This is a genomic window from Actinoplanes xinjiangensis (genome assembly GCF_003148685.1).
In the GTDB taxonomy this organism is placed as follows: domain Bacteria; phylum Actinomycetota; class Actinomycetes; order Mycobacteriales; family Micromonosporaceae; genus Actinoplanes; species Actinoplanes xinjiangensis.
In genome coordinates this window covers 240,393-255,006 of sequence record NZ_QGGR01000012.1, presented here as the reverse complement: position 1 = coordinate 255,006, position 14,614 = coordinate 240,393, and the positions used below count along the sequence as shown (strand labels likewise).

Below are 14,614 nucleotides of genomic sequence, written 5' to 3'. Positions count from 1 at the left end.
CCTCACGGGCTGAGGCGTCCCCTCACCCCAACCCCTTCCTCCGCCTCGCCACCCGGCGCCACGCCCCACCGGAAACCCCGCCCCGCCGCGCCTCGCCCCATCCACCGCGCTGCGCCCCGCCGCCTCCTGCCGCGCCCCGCCGCATCTACCGCCCCGCGCCCCCGCGCCATCTACCGCGCCCCCGCGCCATCTACCGCGCCGCGCCCCGCCGCATCCCGCCTCGCCGCGCCTCGCCCCAGCTGGCACCGCCGCGCCCCGCCTCGCCCCCGCCCGCCGCGTCCCGCCCCGCAGCGCCTCGCCGCACCCCGCAGTGCCTCGCCGCAGCTGGCACCGCCGCGCCCCCGCCTCGTTCCGCTGGCTCCCGCTCCCCACCCGGCTCCTCGCTGGCCCCGCAACACCGGCACGGTGGGGGGACGGCGAAAGGCCCGCGCCCGCACACGTGATCCAAACGCAGCGCCTTACCGCACCGCTTACCCCAGCCGGTTCGGCCGGAGTCCGAGCCGTTGCCCCCGGCTCAGTTCTGGAGGTAGCGGATGACCGCGAGGACCCGCCGATGGTCCGCTTCGGAGGGCGGCAGGTCGAACTTGCCGAAGATGTTGGTCACGTGTTTCTCCACCGCCCGCTCGCTGACCCGGATCACCGTCGCGATCGCCGTGTTGGACCGCCCCTGCGCCATGAGGGCGAGCACCTCCCGCTCCCGCGGCGTGAACTCGGCGAGCACCTCCCGATGGCGGCTCCGGCCGAACATCTGGGTCACCACCTGTGGATCGAGTGCCGTGCCCCCGGCCGCGACCCGGTGCAGCGCATCGACGAAATCGTCCAACTGAACAACCCGCTCCTTCAGCAGATAGCCGACGCCCTCGGATCCACCCGCCAGCAACTCGGCCACGAAGGCGGTCTCGACATACTGCGAGAAGATCAGCACCCCGATCCCGGGACACTCACGCCGCAGCCGAATCGCCGCCCGCACCCCCTCATCGGTGTGACTGGGCGGCAGACGGATGTCCACGATCGCCACGTCCGGCGCCTGAACGGCAACCGCCTCGAACAACGCCGGCACATCAACGACGGCGGCCAGCACTTCGTGACCCCGCATGGTCAGAAGCTGGGCAAGCCCTTCCCGCAGAATCGCGGAGTCCTCAGCGATGACGACGCGCATGTGTCTCTCCGGCCCTTCCCCGACACCGGCTCACCAAGAACCGCCCCATCTCCCGTCCCTGCCGACCGGCACGCCCGCGAATCCCCCATCCACCAGCGCCGTCACGGCTTGCGGCCCCCATCGACCCCGCGCTCCTATATTTCACGGCCGTCACGGCTTGCGGCCCCCCACCGACACCCCGCCCCATCCCACGGCCGTCACAGATCCCGGTCCCTCACCAAAGCCCCGCCCTCATCCCACGGCCGTCACAGGTTCCGATCCGCCACCGAAGCCCCGCGGGCTTCGGGCGCCCCACCGGGTTCCGGGTGGCAGGCGCCGGTTGCTTCCGTCGCCGGCGTTCACCGCAGGACCGGCAGCTCTGAGCCGGCCGGACTTCCCGCCCGATCCGATCCCTCGTGTCGAAGGGGCTTCTCCTTCGCCGGGCACGGGATCTCGGCCGTCACGATGGTCGGGCCGCCGGCCGGGCTGTCGATCGCCAGACGGCCGTCGACCACCCGGATCCGTTCGGACAGTCCGGCGAGTCCCCCGCCGGCACGCTGGTGTGCACCGCCCTGCCCGTCGTCATGAACCCGAAGCCGCAGAACGTCGTCCCGCAGATCGACCCGGATCGTAGCGTTGCGCGCTCCACTGTGGCGTCCCGCGTTTGTCAGCAGCTCGCACACCGTGAAGTAGGCGATGCTCTCCAGTGCTGGGGGTGGTCGTCTCGGCAGATCGATCTCGACGGCCACCGGCACGGCGCTGCCCGCCGCGACGGTGGCCAGCGCCGCCTCCAGCCCGGCGTCGAGGACCGGTGGGTGGATCCCGCGGACCAGATCACGCAACTCACCGACCGCGGTGGCGAGGGTGGCCTGGGCCGTGTCGACGGCCGCCACGATCTGCTCGGTAGGTGCCTGCGCACCGACGAGCTCACGAACGATCGCGAGGTGCATGCCGACTCCGATCAGCCGGGCCTGGGCGCCGTCGTGCAGGTCGCGCTCGATGCGACGCAACGTGATGTCGGCGTCCTTGACCGCCCGGTCGCGGGAGTCCTGCAGGTCACTTATCCGCTGGTTGATCCGGGTCGGGCCGAGCAGCCCACGGATCATCAGCCGCTCGACGCCCAGCACGGAACGCAGCATCCACGGCCCGAGCAGCAGGAGGATCACGCTGGTCACCAGGATGCCGAGCGCTTCGGTGCCCAGCTCACCGTCGTAGAACGGCAGGTAGATCAGGCTGATCAGCCCATACATGTAAAAGCCGCCGGCCAGCGCGAGGGACAGCACCGCCACCGGTGGCTTGATCAGCGCATAGGCGAGGATCCGCCAGCTGACCGCGTCTTTGAGGATCGCCCGCCGCCATCCGAACAGCCCGGCGTCGGCGGCGACCGGACGCGCCGGAGCGGGAACCCGGTCGCCGAGCATCCGGGCGGCCAGCGCCCTGCGGCTCCCGCCGAGCCCGGCCGCACCGCGTAGAACGGCGGCGAGGACCCACGCGCCGAGCGGTGTCAGCAGAAGCACGGTGCCGAGCAGGCTCCCCAGCAGCAGAAGGACGAAGCTCAGCAGGTCGATCGGCAGGACCAGCAGCAGGTATGCCAGCCCTTTACGCGAGCGACGGTCGAAGATCGTGTTCAGCAGCTTCATCGCGGACAGCATCCCTCGTCCACGCCCCTGAGCGCGATGGTGCCAGCACCCGCATCTGGGGTTCGGATAACCGAACCAACGGCAGCGTGCCTGCTCGACTGTGCCCAGCCCCATCGGCGACGAGTCTCGATGTATGCCTCGCATCGCCGTCACGTCTCGGAAAGCCCTGGTGGCAACCGCCTTCGCCGGCCTGAGCCTGGTCGGTGGCTCGTTGCTCGGCCCGGCCCGGCCGGAGCAACCGGCGCCCCCGGTGTCGCTTCCGGCCTGGCTTGCCGAGCCCACCGCGCCACCCGACCCGGTCACCGCCACGCCGGAGCGGATCGCCGTGTTCTTCGCTCGTCTGACGCCGGCCGAGGCGACCGGTCTGGCCATCCGTCATCCGGAGATCGTCGGCAATCTCGACGGCGCTCCCGTGCCGCTGCGCTATGCCGCCAACCAGGCGCGGCGGCCATCGGAGGTGGCCGTCCGGCAGACCCTCGTCTATGACGACCGCGGTGACGGGCGCATCGCCGAGGTCCTGGGCGATCTCGAGACCGCTGACCGTGTCGTCATCCTCATCCCGGGTTCGGACAATGAGCTGCCCGAGTTCACCACCGGCCACGGCGGTGTGCAGCGCAGAGCCCCGGGGCGGCAGGCGCGGCAGCTGTTCGACGAGGTGCGCGCGACCGACGATGGTGCCCGGGTCGCCGTCATCGCCTGGCTCGGTTATGACTCCCCGGAGGGTGTCGACATCAACGCCGTGCGCGAGGACCGGGCGGCTGCGGGCGCGGAGTCCCTCCGGCGTTTCGTGGACGGTCTCGTGCTCGACCGCCCGGACCGCTCGATCGTCGTCATCGGGCACAGCTACGGTTCGACCGTCGCCGGTCTCGCCGCGCCCGAGCTCAGCGGGCAGGTGTCGGATCTGATCGCGGTCGGCAGCCCTGGCATGGGTGTCGGTAGCCGCTCCGACCTCAACACCACGGCCCGGGTGTGGGCATGCGCCGCACCCGGCGACTGGATCCGCCGGGTCCCGGGCATGCGTCTGCTGGGCCTCGGACACGGAGGGTTGCCCTCGGACCCCGAGTTCGGCGCGCATCCCCTGCCATGCGACGACGTCGATGGCCACGACGGCTATTTCGAGTCCACCGCCTCAGCCCTGCCGGCGATGGCGGCCATCGCCACGGGCCGGGCACCCGATGATCGGTCACCTGAAGACCGAACGCCGGACGACCGGACCGCCAACTCTCTGGTACTCGTCGGCGGCCACAGCCCCGCTGTCCAGGCAACGAAACTCGGCGGCCACAGCGCTGCCACCCAGGCAGGGAAAACCATCGATCGCCGCCCCGCCAGCCGGACAGCGAAGGGCATCAACTACAGCCCGTCAGGCAGACACGGAAGGACACCGACCACAGCCCCGCCAGCCGGACAGCGAGGGACACCGACCACAGCTCCGGCCAGCGAAGGACATCAACCACAGCCCGGCTAAGCAGACGGGGAAAGGCGCCGGCAGCCGGCGTCCCGCCGTGGACGGCGGGACAGCTGCTGGCTCGGCAACGAGCAAAAGAACAACGGAAGCCCGGCAACGAGCGACAGAAATGCCGGAGGTCCCGCAACGAACGGCAAGAGCACCGCGAGCCCAGCACAGGATGGCGGCCGCACCGGATACCCGGCCGTCAGTAACGAGCGCATCGAAAGCCGGACTACTGGAGGCCAGCGTTGATCATGGATGCCTTTGAGCTGCTGGCCCGCTGGGGCCGACCACGCACCTCAGTTCTCGGACCATGGGAGGAGAAGGGACCGCCTACCTCGGGCGATGGCGCCGGAGGCGAGAACGCAGGTTCGGACGGGGAGGGAACAGCCGAATCAACAGGCAGTCGCCTGGCAAGGTGAGGGCGAGCCCGAGGTGTCGATGGCCATCATCGTCAGGGCGCGGAAACGATCTGACGTGACACCCCTTGCCTGATCTCCATCGGTACCACCTGCCCCGCACCGATCTACGTGACGGGCAGGCCACCATGTCCGACGTCTACTATTCGGCCGGAGAGCCGAGCCAGCGCAGTGCGACCGCCTACCGTTCCGACAGCACGCGAGTCGGCCTGGCGGTGATCTCGCCGCTCGAAGGCATTACTTCCGGTGGCCGAGCTGACCGATTTACCGATCTCGCCCTGTACCCATGAGGGCTCTCGGGTCACGATCCCGCGGGTGCCAGGCGGTTCCGGCGCCTCCGACGGGGTTCTGGTGGCGGCTCGATGTCGAGGGTGAGGCAGACGACCTCGACGGCAGTTCAGACGGACTGCCGCCCGGCGTCGCCACTGTGGAGGCTGTCCAACTCGGCGAGGTACATCGCCTGCATACGGGCATGGTGCCGGACCAGCAGCCTGAGCTCCTCGACGCTGTAGCCCTCGACGAGCCACGCCGCCCGCTCGGCGAACCGCTCGTACGGTTGCTCCAACTCGGCGCTGCGCTCCGGCCGCAGGGTGACGATCATCCGCCGCCGGTCCGCCGGGTCGCGTTCGGCTGTGACGTAGCCCGCCTGCTGGAGGCGGCGGAGCATGCTGGTCACCGCCCCGGTGGTGAGGTTGGTCCGCTCGGCGATCTGCCCCGCGGTCGCGGATCCGGCGTCTCCCAGGAAGTCCAGGCATTCCAGGTCGCTCACGGTGAGGCCCAGCCGTTCCGCGATGGCGTACCGGAAGACCATGGACAGCCGTGAGGTCTCCCGTCCGGCGCGCATGAGGTCGGCGATCGCGGATGCACGGGCCGGCTCGTGGGACATGCCCGCAATCATGCCTCCGGTACGGTGACCCGGTGCAGCCGAGGTAGCACGCGGGTCAGCACCCAGTGTGGTGCGGCCGCGTCCCCGGTGAGGCGGCGCATCAGCCCGGCGGCGGTGTCGACGGCGCGGAAGGCGTAGGGCACCATCTCCTCCTGGTATGCGGCGATCGCCTCCTCCACCGGCGTGCCACGCTCGCGGGCCTCGACCAGCCTGTGACCGAGCAGAGCGGCGTCGCGGAGCGCGGTGTTGCCGCCGTGAGCGCCGAACGGTGGCATGGCGTGCACGGCGTCGCCCATCATCGTCGCGCGGGGTATGCCCCACCGGCTCGGCCGCCGCCCGGTGGTGAAGAGGTTGAGCACCGTGGCGTCCAGTTCGGCCGTGTCGACCAGCCGACGGATGAGCGGGTGGAAGTCCGCACTCATCCGGGCGGCCAGGGACCGCAGCGCCAGCAGGTCCCCGCGGACCCCGGTGGGCACCTCCTCCTGCCGGAGCAGCAGTCCCCACATGACGTAGTCGTCACCGGTGGGCGCGTAACTGCCCGGGGCCAGGCGGGCGAACGCCTCCCGCGGGCTCTCGCCGAACCGCATGGAGGTGAAGAAGAAGGCGCGTCCCGGCCGGTCGGCGATGGCCAGGACTCCGCTGGTACGCAGCGCGTCCGGGATGACGCTCTCGCCGTTGCGCCGCAGCGGTGACCGGCCGTAGACGCCCGCCATCGGGGTGTTCTCCGGATCCGCGTCCGGCATGAGCTGGGTGCGCAGCGCCGAGCCGACGCCGTCCGCACCGACGGCGACGGTCGCCGCGGCGGCCCCGCCGTCGGAGAACCGCAGCCGCAGTCCGGCCGGGCCGCCGTTGTCCACCGCGACGGCGGTCTTGCCGTAGTGGATCCGCCCGTCCAGCCCGGACTGCAGGATCGAGCGCAGGGTCAGCCGGTCGACCTGGCGGGTGGCGTGCGGCTCGTCCTTGAAGGTGATGGTGAACGCGTCCCGCAGCCGGCTGTCGGTGAAGCGCAGCTGCCCACCAGGCTCGTCGCCGGTGTTCAGCGCCAGGCGGTACAGCGGGCGGGGCAGGCTTTCGCGCAGCGCCTCCAGCCCGTACCGGTCGAGGATGATCCGGTAGCCCTGCCGCCGGACGTAGGGACCCGGGTCCCGCTCGTAGACGTGCACGTCGATGCCGGCGCGCATCAGGTATTGGGCGAGGCAGAGGCCGGAGAGGCCGGCGCCGGCGATCGCCACCGAGAAGTCCGTCGATATGCCCATGCGCTTATCTTAATGACTAAGATGATTCGGGCAAGGCCGCCGGCATGCCACGATCCACCGAGCCGCCCGGCCGGGTCAGCTGACGGACGACTCCATGGAGTGGGTGGTCTCGACCGGACGGAACCCGAACCGCTCGTTGATCACCCGCATCGCATCGTTGGATTCGGCGGTCCAGGTGTGCACGTGCCGGGCCCGCGGGTGCTCAGCGGCGAGGGCCCGCAGGTTGCGGACCTTCGCCAGGGTGCCGAGCCGGTGACCGCGATGGGCCCGCCGCACGTAGGTGTCGTCCTGGTGCACGTGGACGCCTTCGCTCTGCACGAGCAGCTGCGTGTAGCCGGCCGGCTCCCCTGCCTCGGTGATGACAACGGTGGTAACCAGGGCGTACCCGAGGGTGGTCATTCTTTGCTGGTTGGCGCCGACCCGTTCGGCATCCCAGCGGGCCGCCTCCACGTCGAGGTCGCCGGTGGGTACGTCGGCCGCCATCTCGCTGACCAGTTCAGCCAGTGCCGGCAGCCGTTCGGCAGGCATCGGGCCATGCCAGGAGTGGGCCTGATAGCCGGGTGCCGGCCGGTCGTGGACTTCCAGGATCGACGCGGCCGGAGGCAGGTCGAGCACCAGCCGGTCCTCGACGAGCCCGGAGACGAACCCGCGGGCCAGCGCGAACCGCCCGCCCGGCCACTCGGCCAGGCTCCGCCCGCGCGGGACGTGCACCTCGACATTGACGGTCGTCCGCCCCACCGCGGCGGCCCGCTGCGACCCGGCGTCCCACAGTGCGGCTCCGACACCCCGGCCGCGGTCGGCCACCGGGACGGCGATGTCGATCTCGGCCCGGTGCGGATTCTCCCGTCGTGCCCACTCGACCAGCATCCCGCCGACGCAGACATCGCCGTCCCACGCGCCCCAGGCCTCGCGGTGCCGGTTGGGGTTGGTGCTGTCGGCGGCGAGCGACCGCAGTTCGGTGCCCTTGGAGGTCACCAGCGCCGCATGCCGGTCCGCCGTCGCCCCCGCGTGCCGTGCCTCGTACCAGGCCTCGGCTTCGCTTCCGTCGAACGTCGTCAGCATCCGGATCTCCATCCCAGGCAGGCTAGGTCACCACCGCTTGGCCGGCGACGGGAATTTCGGCCGGGACGCAACAGATCCCGGGTGCCGCTGTGTAGTTATAGGTATGAGAGGTCCCGGGTTCGAAGCGTTCCTGCGGCAGAGCGCCCCAGCCCTGCTGCGTCTGGGGAATGCGCTGACCCTCGATCGCACCGCCGCTGAGGATCTGGCCCAGGAAACCCTGATCCGGGTGGGACTGGCGTGGTCGCGGGTACGCCGGGACGGCAATCCAGTCGGGTACGCCCAGCGCACCATGGTCAACCTGTTCCTGAACGAACGGCGCCGGCGCCGTCCGATTCCGGTCGCCGACGTGCCGGATCGTGCGGGCGAGGACACGGCGCTCGCGTCGATCGACGACGCTTCGGTGGTGCGTCAGCTCCTGGCCGGCCTGCCACCTCAGCAACGGGCCGCGATCGCGCTGCGCTACCTGGCCGATCAACCGGACGAACAGATCGCCACAGCGCTCGGATGCAGCGCGGGCACGGTTCGCTCCTACCTGTCGCGGGGCCTGGCGACACTTCGTGGAAGCATGACGGCGGAAGGCTGATTTCACATGCCGGAGATTCTGAAAACGACCGATTTTGACCTGCCGGTGACGGAGGAGTTCGTGCACCGGGTCCAGCGGGGCGTCCGCCGTCGCCAGACGTTCCGGATGGCCGCGGCGGGACTCGCGGTGCTGGCCGTCACCGGTGTCGTCGCCGTCACGCAGACCAGGCCCGAGCCCGGCCCGATCACGGCCGCGTCCGCCTCCGTCCCCGACATCGACCGATTCCTGATCGGCTACATCCCGGACGGTGTCCGCCTCGACGAGCGCCGCAGCAGCAACGTCCTGGTGATCAGGCGGGACGGCACCGATGCAGGCTCGTCGGCCGGCCCGGAGGACCTGAACGTGGCGACGTCGATGCGCCGGTTCGAGCAGGCGAACGGTGGGTCGTACCTGTGGATCACGGTGTTGCGCCCCTCGACGCCGCCGTCGCAGGTGGTCTCGGCAACGACCTTCAACGGCCTCCTGAACCGTCACCTGACCGGAACCGTCACGGTCGAGGAGTTCGACGTTCCCATCGGGAAGGCTCGCCTGACCAGGCCGTCCACCGCCAAGGACGCCGGTTTCGGCATCGTGATCGCCGGCTCCGACCGCACCGTCATCACGATCGAGGCGAACTCCCGCGTCTCCGCCGACATCCTGAAGTCGGTCGCCACCGGTCTCACTCCGGCATGACGTGGTCCCCACCACGACGGCACGCCGCGCCGGCCCGAACCATGGCGACATCGGCGGCCAGGCGCCACGAGGGCAGGCGGTCAGCCCCGCCCGAGCCGGGTGTCGAGCCACGACAGCAGCTGTTCGGCCTGCTCACGCTGCATCGTCCGCAACCGCGGCCGGCCGGGTAGGGCGCAGTCGCGCCACGCCCGCCCGGCAAGTCCGGCCAGCGCCACGTTCACGTCCTCGGCCGGCGTGTCCCGCCAGCAGGAACGCCGCAGAACGGCCTCCGGATCATGCCCGCACAAGGCCAGGTCGGGCAGCAGCCGAACGAGATCCGTCCAGCCCGGCGCCGTCCACAGGTGGGTCCAGTCGACGATGCGCAGCCGCCCGCCCGGCTCCCGGATGATGTTGTCGCGCCGCAGGTCACCGTGGTGCAACGCGACGCCCGGCGCGAGCACGGCCGTCCAGCGCGCCTCCAGCTCGGCGAGCCGCGCCACCGGCACGGAGATCGGCGGCGGCCGGCGCATCCCGAGCGTCGCCCATTGCCCGAGCAGAGGCACAAAATCATGCGCGTACGGCCGAACGCCCCCGATCGGGCAAGGGTCGAGCCGCTCCCGCATCCGGTCGGCGACGCGAAGTAGTTCGTCGACGTCGGCCGCACTCCACTGGTCGACCGGTCCCCCGTCGACCACTTCATAGGCGGCGATCCGCCATTCTCCGCAGGCGACGGCATCCACGAGCCGCGGCCCGAGATCACCGGCAGCGTCGGCCAGCACCGCCCCGGCTTCCACGGCCTCGCCGAGCCCGTCCCCGACCGGCGCGGCCTTCACGAACAGCCGTGCCCCGGACCGGCCGACGACCAGCGAGGCGATCGACGGCGTGAATCCGGCCTCCGCCGCCCGCTCCCCCACGACCGGTTCACCGAGCACCCCGGCCACGGCCTCCCGGACCATTTCCGGCGCCGAACTCACCAACGGCCGCCGGTCATCGCTCACCGCCGCCACTGTAGACGTCCCGACCAGCCGCCGAAGCACACCGTTCACGCGCGGGGCTGCTTCGGCGGCTCACGGAAAGCGCCGCACACCGCGGAAAGCGGTATGCGGCGCGAGCCGAGACGGGCGGAAACGTGAAAACCGTGAAGTGCGGCGGGCGGGTCAGCTCAGGAGGGCGGCGGCCAGCACGATGCCGAGCACGGCGCCGACAGCACCGGCGGCGGCCGCGTAGAAGCCGAGCGGGCGGTCGCCCATGAAGCCGCCGACCAGACCGAGGATGACCGCGACCAGGCCGAAAATGAACGGCCAGAACAGCACGGCCAGCCCCGCGAAGACGAAGGCGATGATCGTGCAGATGCGAGCGGCGGTGACGTTCTGGCGGCTGGTGCTATACGACATCTCGGGCTCCTCCCCGGCGGCAATCCTTGACGCCCTCCTGTCTACCCAGGACGAACGAATACCATGCGTGACCGGATGTACACCCGAACTTGCCGGTGCAGCGCACATCCGGATCACGGCACCGTGCTCCCCGCGACACAAGAAACGGATCATGACCATGGTGACGTCCACCGCAACGACACCGGGCCACAGCGGCAGCCGCGACGGCAGCGGCGAGGTCAGGCCAGCATGCGGGCGAACTCCTCCGGGTCGATGACGGGGATGCCCAACTGGACTGCCTTCTTCGCCTTGCTGGTGGTGGTCTCGGAGGTGACCAGGGCGGTGGTCTTGGCCGACACACTGCTGCTCGCCGAACCGCCGAGCGCCTCGATCCGTTCGCTCACCGTGGTACGGGTGTAGCCAGGAACCGAACCGGACACCACATAGGTCTGCCCGGCCAGCGGTTTCGCACCGCCGTCGTCGATGACCTCCATGGTCAGACCGAACCCGGTCAGACGATCGATCACGTCGCCCATCGCGGCCAGGCCGTCGACCACATGCTGCGCTTTGATCAGACCCATCTTGTCGATCTCGGCGATCTCCTCGACGGAGGCCGCCCGCAGCGCCGGCATCGACTTGAACCGGGCGGCCAGCCAGCGGCCGACGCTACGGCCGGTCATCCGGATGCCGAGGCCGGTGACAACCCGGTTAAACGGCTGCTGCTTGCTGGCCTCCAGCCCGGCGATGATCCGCCCGGCGTTGGAGCGGCCGAGCATCACCGTGCCGCCGGTGACCGTCCGGCCGACCGGCAGTTCGGCGATGTCGTCGACGGTCAGGGCATACAGGTCGGCGACGTTACGGGCGAGGCCGGCCTCGATCACCGCGTCACAGAACGAATCGCCCGCCCCGTCCACGTCGAGGGCTTCCCGGCTGCACCAGTAGGCCAGCGCGTTCGCCGCCGCGCAGGTGGCGGTGTGGCAGCGCCAGAGCAGGCTCGACCTGTCCCACGGCTCGCCGCACTGGGGGCACACCTCGGGCGCCACCCACGGGGTGAGGCCGTGTGGCTGGTCGCCGATCGGCGAGGTCACCCGGGGGATGACGTCACCGGCCCGCCACACCGCGACCTTCTGCCCGAGGGCGAGGCCCTGCTCGGCGACCCACTGGGGATTGTGCAGGGTGGCCCGGGTGACGGTGGTGCCACCGACGACGACCGGGTCGATGATGGCGCGCAGGCTGATCCGGCCGGTCCGGCCGACCCGCACCTCGATGTCCCGCAGGTAGGTGGAGGCGGTGTCCGGCGGATATTTGAAGGCGACCGCCCAGTACGGAGTACGGCTGGCCAGGCCCAGGCGGCGGCGGGTGGACTCGGCGTCGGCTTTGATGACGGCGCCGTCGATCGGGAACACCAGGGTGGCCCGCCGCCCGCCGATCGTCTCGATCGCCGCGTTGACCTGCTCGGCGGTGGAGCACACGCCGGCGACCTCGGGGATCAGCCGGCAGGCGGCCGGGAAGCCCAGCTCCTCGGCCCGGTCCATCCGCCCGAGATGGGTGCCGGCCGGGTCGACGCCGTCGCCGGTGATCTCGTAGGTGGCGAACGTCATCGGCGCCTCATACGCCCGGTCGATGCTGCGGATCGCCCCGGCGACCGCGCCGCGCGAATTGACGAACGCCTTGCCGCCGGCCGCGACCCGGTTGGCACTCGCCGCCTCGAAGTCGTCGACGGTCATGTAGACCTCGCCGCGCACCTCGCCGGTCCACGGTGTGGCCAGCTCGGCCGGTAGCCCGGCGATGCCGCGCCGCACCTGGGCGGTGACATCCTCGCCGGTGGTGCCGTCGCCGCGCAGGGCGGCGAGCGCCAGTCTGCCGTCGACATACTCCGCGCGGATGGCGAGGCCGTCGAGTTTGACCTCGACCAGGCAGCCGTCGCCGCCGAGGGTGGCGACGAACGCCTCCACCTCCTCCGGCGTCTTGATCTTGTCGAGGGAGAGCATCGCCGTCGGGTGCCGCACGTCGCCGCCCGCAGAGGCCCCCGCGGCCACTGCGGTGGTGACGCCACGGTCGTCCCACTCCGGGTGCTCGGCCATCGACGCGGCGATCCGGTCGGCCAGGTCGTCATACTCCGCGTCGGTCATCACCGCGTCGCCGGTGTCGTAATACGCCTGCGCCGCACCACGCGCCGACTCCACCGCCGCATCGAACGCCACACGATCGTCGAAGGCGGAGTGATCCGCATCCTGATCGGCGACGGCAGGGTCGGCGGGGACGGACCCGGCACGGTCCGAGGTGGCGGCGGTTTCCGGTGAACGATTGACCATGCCCGCAGGGTACGGCCAGGGTCCGACAAAAATCGTCGCTTCAGATCCGGGTCCCGGCCATCATGAGACGCACTCCGTCCTCGACGGTCGACATGCCGGGCGGGTCAGTCGACCGACCGCAGCGGCGGCACCGGTTCGCCGCCGAGATAGGCCCGGATCCGCCGCACGTCACCGGGCCGCAGCCCGCGGCTCTCGTCCGGCGCGATGGTCAGCGCCTTTCCGGCCGCGGTCCATGCCGCGCACTCGTCGGCGTGGTGCCCGACCTCGGCGTCATCGGTCCAGACGAGCGGGCGGCCCGCGGCGACGACCCGCCGGGCGGCGTCGATCTTGGCCGCGCAGGCCTCGGCTCCTTTGACCGGTGCGGTGAACGCCCGGGGCAGCGCCGGCAGTCCGAGGGCGTCCTCGATCGCGTCCGCGTCACTGCACCACGTGGTGCACCAGGTGACCTCGGCCAGCCCCTGCTCGTGCACGGTGCGGACGGCGGCGACGAGTCGCGGTTCGTACCGGATCCGGTAGCTGTAGGCGTCGGCTTCGGACCAGGCCTGCACCAGGGTGGGGCGGGAATGCCACCAGCCGGCGCGGTACGCGTTGAGGACGCCGTCGACGTCGAGTAGCCAGACCGGTATCACGTCTTCCCCGGGAGCAGCGCTGGGATCAAGGCCACATGGTAGGCGGGATCCGGTTCGACAGCCGAAAACGAACGGTCGTTCTTGACAAACGCCGCCGGCCCGAGGACTCTCAAAACGAACAAACGTTCTCTTAAAGATCCGTCCGGTCGTCAGCCGGAGAAGAACTCGAAGGAGTCGACATGACCAGCGACAAACCGTCGTCCTGGCCGCAGGTCGCCGCGACGGTCGGGCTGCTCACGGTCATCACCAGCGTGCTGCTCACCGCCTTCGCCTGGCCGGCGGTCCGGTCCGCGGTGCACGACATCCCGATCGCGGTGGCCGGGCCCGCACCCGCCGTCCAGCAGATCACCGCAGCCCTCGATCAGCGCCTCCCCGGCGCGTTCGAGATCACCGCGGTCGACACCACCGCGGCCGCCGAACAGCTGATCCGCGACCGGGAGGCGTACGGGGCGATCGATCTGACCAGCGGAAAGCCGCAGGTCATCACGGCCTCCGCGGCCAGCGCCCCGGTCTCGCAGACCCTCACCGCCCTGGCCGCCGGCCTGGCGCAGGGCGAGGCTCCCGCGGTGGCGGCCCGTGATCTGGTGCCGCTGCCCGCCGACGACCCGCGCGGGGCCGGACTGGCCGCCGGGGCACTGCCCCTGGTGATCGGCGGGATCATGGCGGCCGCGCTGCTCACGGCCCGCCTGCGCGGCACCGCCCAGCGGGTGACCGGCGCGCTGGCCTTCGCGGTCGCCGGTGGCCTGTCGATGGCCGCGATCCTCCAGTTCTGGCTGGGTTCGCTGGGCGGCGACTACCTGGCCAACGCCGGGGGGATCGCGCTGAGCGTCGGCGCCACCGCACTCACCCTGCTCGGCCTGGAGTCGCTGCTCGGGATGGCCGGCCTGGGCCTGGGCGCGGCGACCATGATGCTGGTCGGCAACCCGCTGTCCGGCGTCTCGTCGGCGCCGCAGATGCTGCCCGGCTGGTCCGGCGAGCTGGGCCAGTTGCTGCCGCCCGGTGCCGGTGGATCGCTGCTGCGCTCGACCGCCTTTTTCGACGGCGCCGCCGCGACCCAGCCGATCGTCGTCCTGTCCTCCTGGCTCGTTCTCGGTGCTCTGCTCTGCCTGGCGAGCACGCTGCGTTCCGGCCGCCGGCCGGCTCCGGCCGCCGCCGAGCCGACCGCGCGGGAGACCACGACGGTCACGGTCTGACCGTCGCCCCGGAAGGCGGCCG

At 71.2% G+C, this 14,614-nt stretch carries 14 protein-coding genes; 5 read left to right on the top strand and 9 right to left on the bottom strand.

Going from position 1 to position 14,614, the window contains the following annotated elements; genetic code table 11:
* Positions 1-514: 514 nt before the first annotated feature.
* Both BC793_RS26615 and BC793_RS26610 read right to left on the bottom strand, forming a co-directional pair.
* Entirely contained in the window at positions 515-1,159 is a 645-nt protein-coding gene (locus tag BC793_RS26615) for a response regulator transcription factor (protein WP_109596865.1), read from the bottom strand.
* 338 nt (positions 1,160-1,497) lie between these two features.
* Complete coding sequence (locus BC793_RS26610; protein WP_158319374.1) at positions 1,498-2,778, bottom strand: sensor histidine kinase; 1,281 nt, start codon at positions 2,776-2,778, stop codon at positions 1,498-1,500.
* 100 nt (positions 2,779-2,878) lie between these two features.
* Here BC793_RS26610 and BC793_RS26605 point away from each other — a divergent pair, with 100 nt between their 5' ends.
* Positions 2,879-4,243 carry an alpha/beta hydrolase gene (locus BC793_RS26605; RefSeq protein ID WP_239169894.1) on the top strand — a complete coding sequence of 455 codons (1,365 nt, stop codon included), beginning with the start codon at positions 2,879-2,881 and terminating at the stop codon, positions 4,241-4,243.
* A 529-nt stretch (positions 4,244-4,772) separates the two neighbouring features.
* Entirely contained in the window at positions 4,773-4,934 is a 162-nt protein-coding gene (locus tag BC793_RS49750) for a hypothetical protein (protein ID WP_158319373.1), read from the top strand.
* A gap of 107 nt (positions 4,935-5,041) precedes the next feature.
* On the opposite strand, the gene BC793_RS26600 is transcribed toward BC793_RS49750, so the two are convergent.
* The 3 genes from BC793_RS26600 to BC793_RS26590 form a co-directional block, all read right to left on the bottom strand.
* On the bottom strand, positions 5,042-5,530 hold the full coding sequence (locus BC793_RS26600; protein WP_239169895.1) for a MarR family winged helix-turn-helix transcriptional regulator: 489 nt from the start codon (positions 5,528-5,530) through the stop codon (positions 5,042-5,044).
* An 8-nt stretch (positions 5,531-5,538) separates the two neighbouring features.
* Positions 5,539-6,786, bottom strand: coding sequence for an FAD-dependent oxidoreductase (locus tag BC793_RS26595; protein WP_109596858.1), 1,248 nt, complete (start codon positions 6,784-6,786; stop codon positions 5,539-5,541).
* 75 nt (positions 6,787-6,861) lie between these two features.
* Positions 6,862-7,860 carry a GNAT family N-acetyltransferase gene (locus BC793_RS26590; protein ID WP_109596856.1) on the bottom strand — a complete coding sequence of 333 codons (999 nt, stop codon included), beginning with the start codon at positions 7,858-7,860 and terminating at the stop codon, positions 6,862-6,864.
* A gap of 91 nt (positions 7,861-7,951) precedes the next feature.
* On the opposite strand from BC793_RS26590, the gene BC793_RS26585 reads away from it, so the two are divergent.
* Together BC793_RS26585 and BC793_RS26580 are read left to right on the top strand one after the other, a co-directional pair.
* A complete protein-coding gene (locus tag BC793_RS26585) occupies positions 7,952-8,431 on the top strand; it encodes a SigE family RNA polymerase sigma factor (protein ID WP_109596854.1) in 480 nt (159 codons plus the stop codon).
* A 6-nt stretch (positions 8,432-8,437) separates the two neighbouring features.
* Complete coding sequence (locus tag BC793_RS26580) at positions 8,438-9,103, top strand: hypothetical protein (protein ID WP_109596852.1); 666 nt, start codon at positions 8,438-8,440, stop codon at positions 9,101-9,103.
* A gap of 80 nt (positions 9,104-9,183) precedes the next feature.
* Here the strand turns inward: BC793_RS26580 and BC793_RS26575 are convergent, their stop codons facing one another.
* The 4 genes from BC793_RS26575 to BC793_RS26560 form a co-directional block, all read right to left on the bottom strand.
* On the bottom strand, positions 9,184-10,080 hold the full coding sequence (locus tag BC793_RS26575) for a phosphotransferase (RefSeq protein WP_239169896.1): 897 nt from the start codon (positions 10,078-10,080) through the stop codon (positions 9,184-9,186).
* A 159-nt stretch (positions 10,081-10,239) separates the two neighbouring features.
* Positions 10,240-10,476 carry a hypothetical protein gene (locus BC793_RS26570; RefSeq protein WP_109596848.1) on the bottom strand — a complete coding sequence of 79 codons (237 nt, stop codon included), beginning with the start codon at positions 10,474-10,476 and terminating at the stop codon, positions 10,240-10,242.
* Between the two features lie 218 nt (positions 10,477-10,694).
* Positions 10,695-12,770, bottom strand: coding sequence for an NAD-dependent DNA ligase LigA (gene ligA, locus BC793_RS26565; protein WP_109596846.1), 2,076 nt, complete (start codon positions 12,768-12,770; stop codon positions 10,695-10,697).
* Between the two features lie 104 nt (positions 12,771-12,874).
* On the bottom strand, positions 12,875-13,399 hold the full coding sequence (locus BC793_RS26560; RefSeq protein ID WP_109596844.1) for an HAD domain-containing protein: 525 nt from the start codon (positions 13,397-13,399) through the stop codon (positions 12,875-12,877).
* A gap of 179 nt (positions 13,400-13,578) precedes the next feature.
* Between BC793_RS26560 and BC793_RS26555 the strand changes: the two genes are divergently transcribed.
* A complete protein-coding gene (locus BC793_RS26555) occupies positions 13,579-14,592 on the top strand; it encodes a hypothetical protein (protein WP_109596842.1) in 1,014 nt (337 codons plus the stop codon).
* Positions 14,593-14,614: the final 22 nt, after the last annotated feature.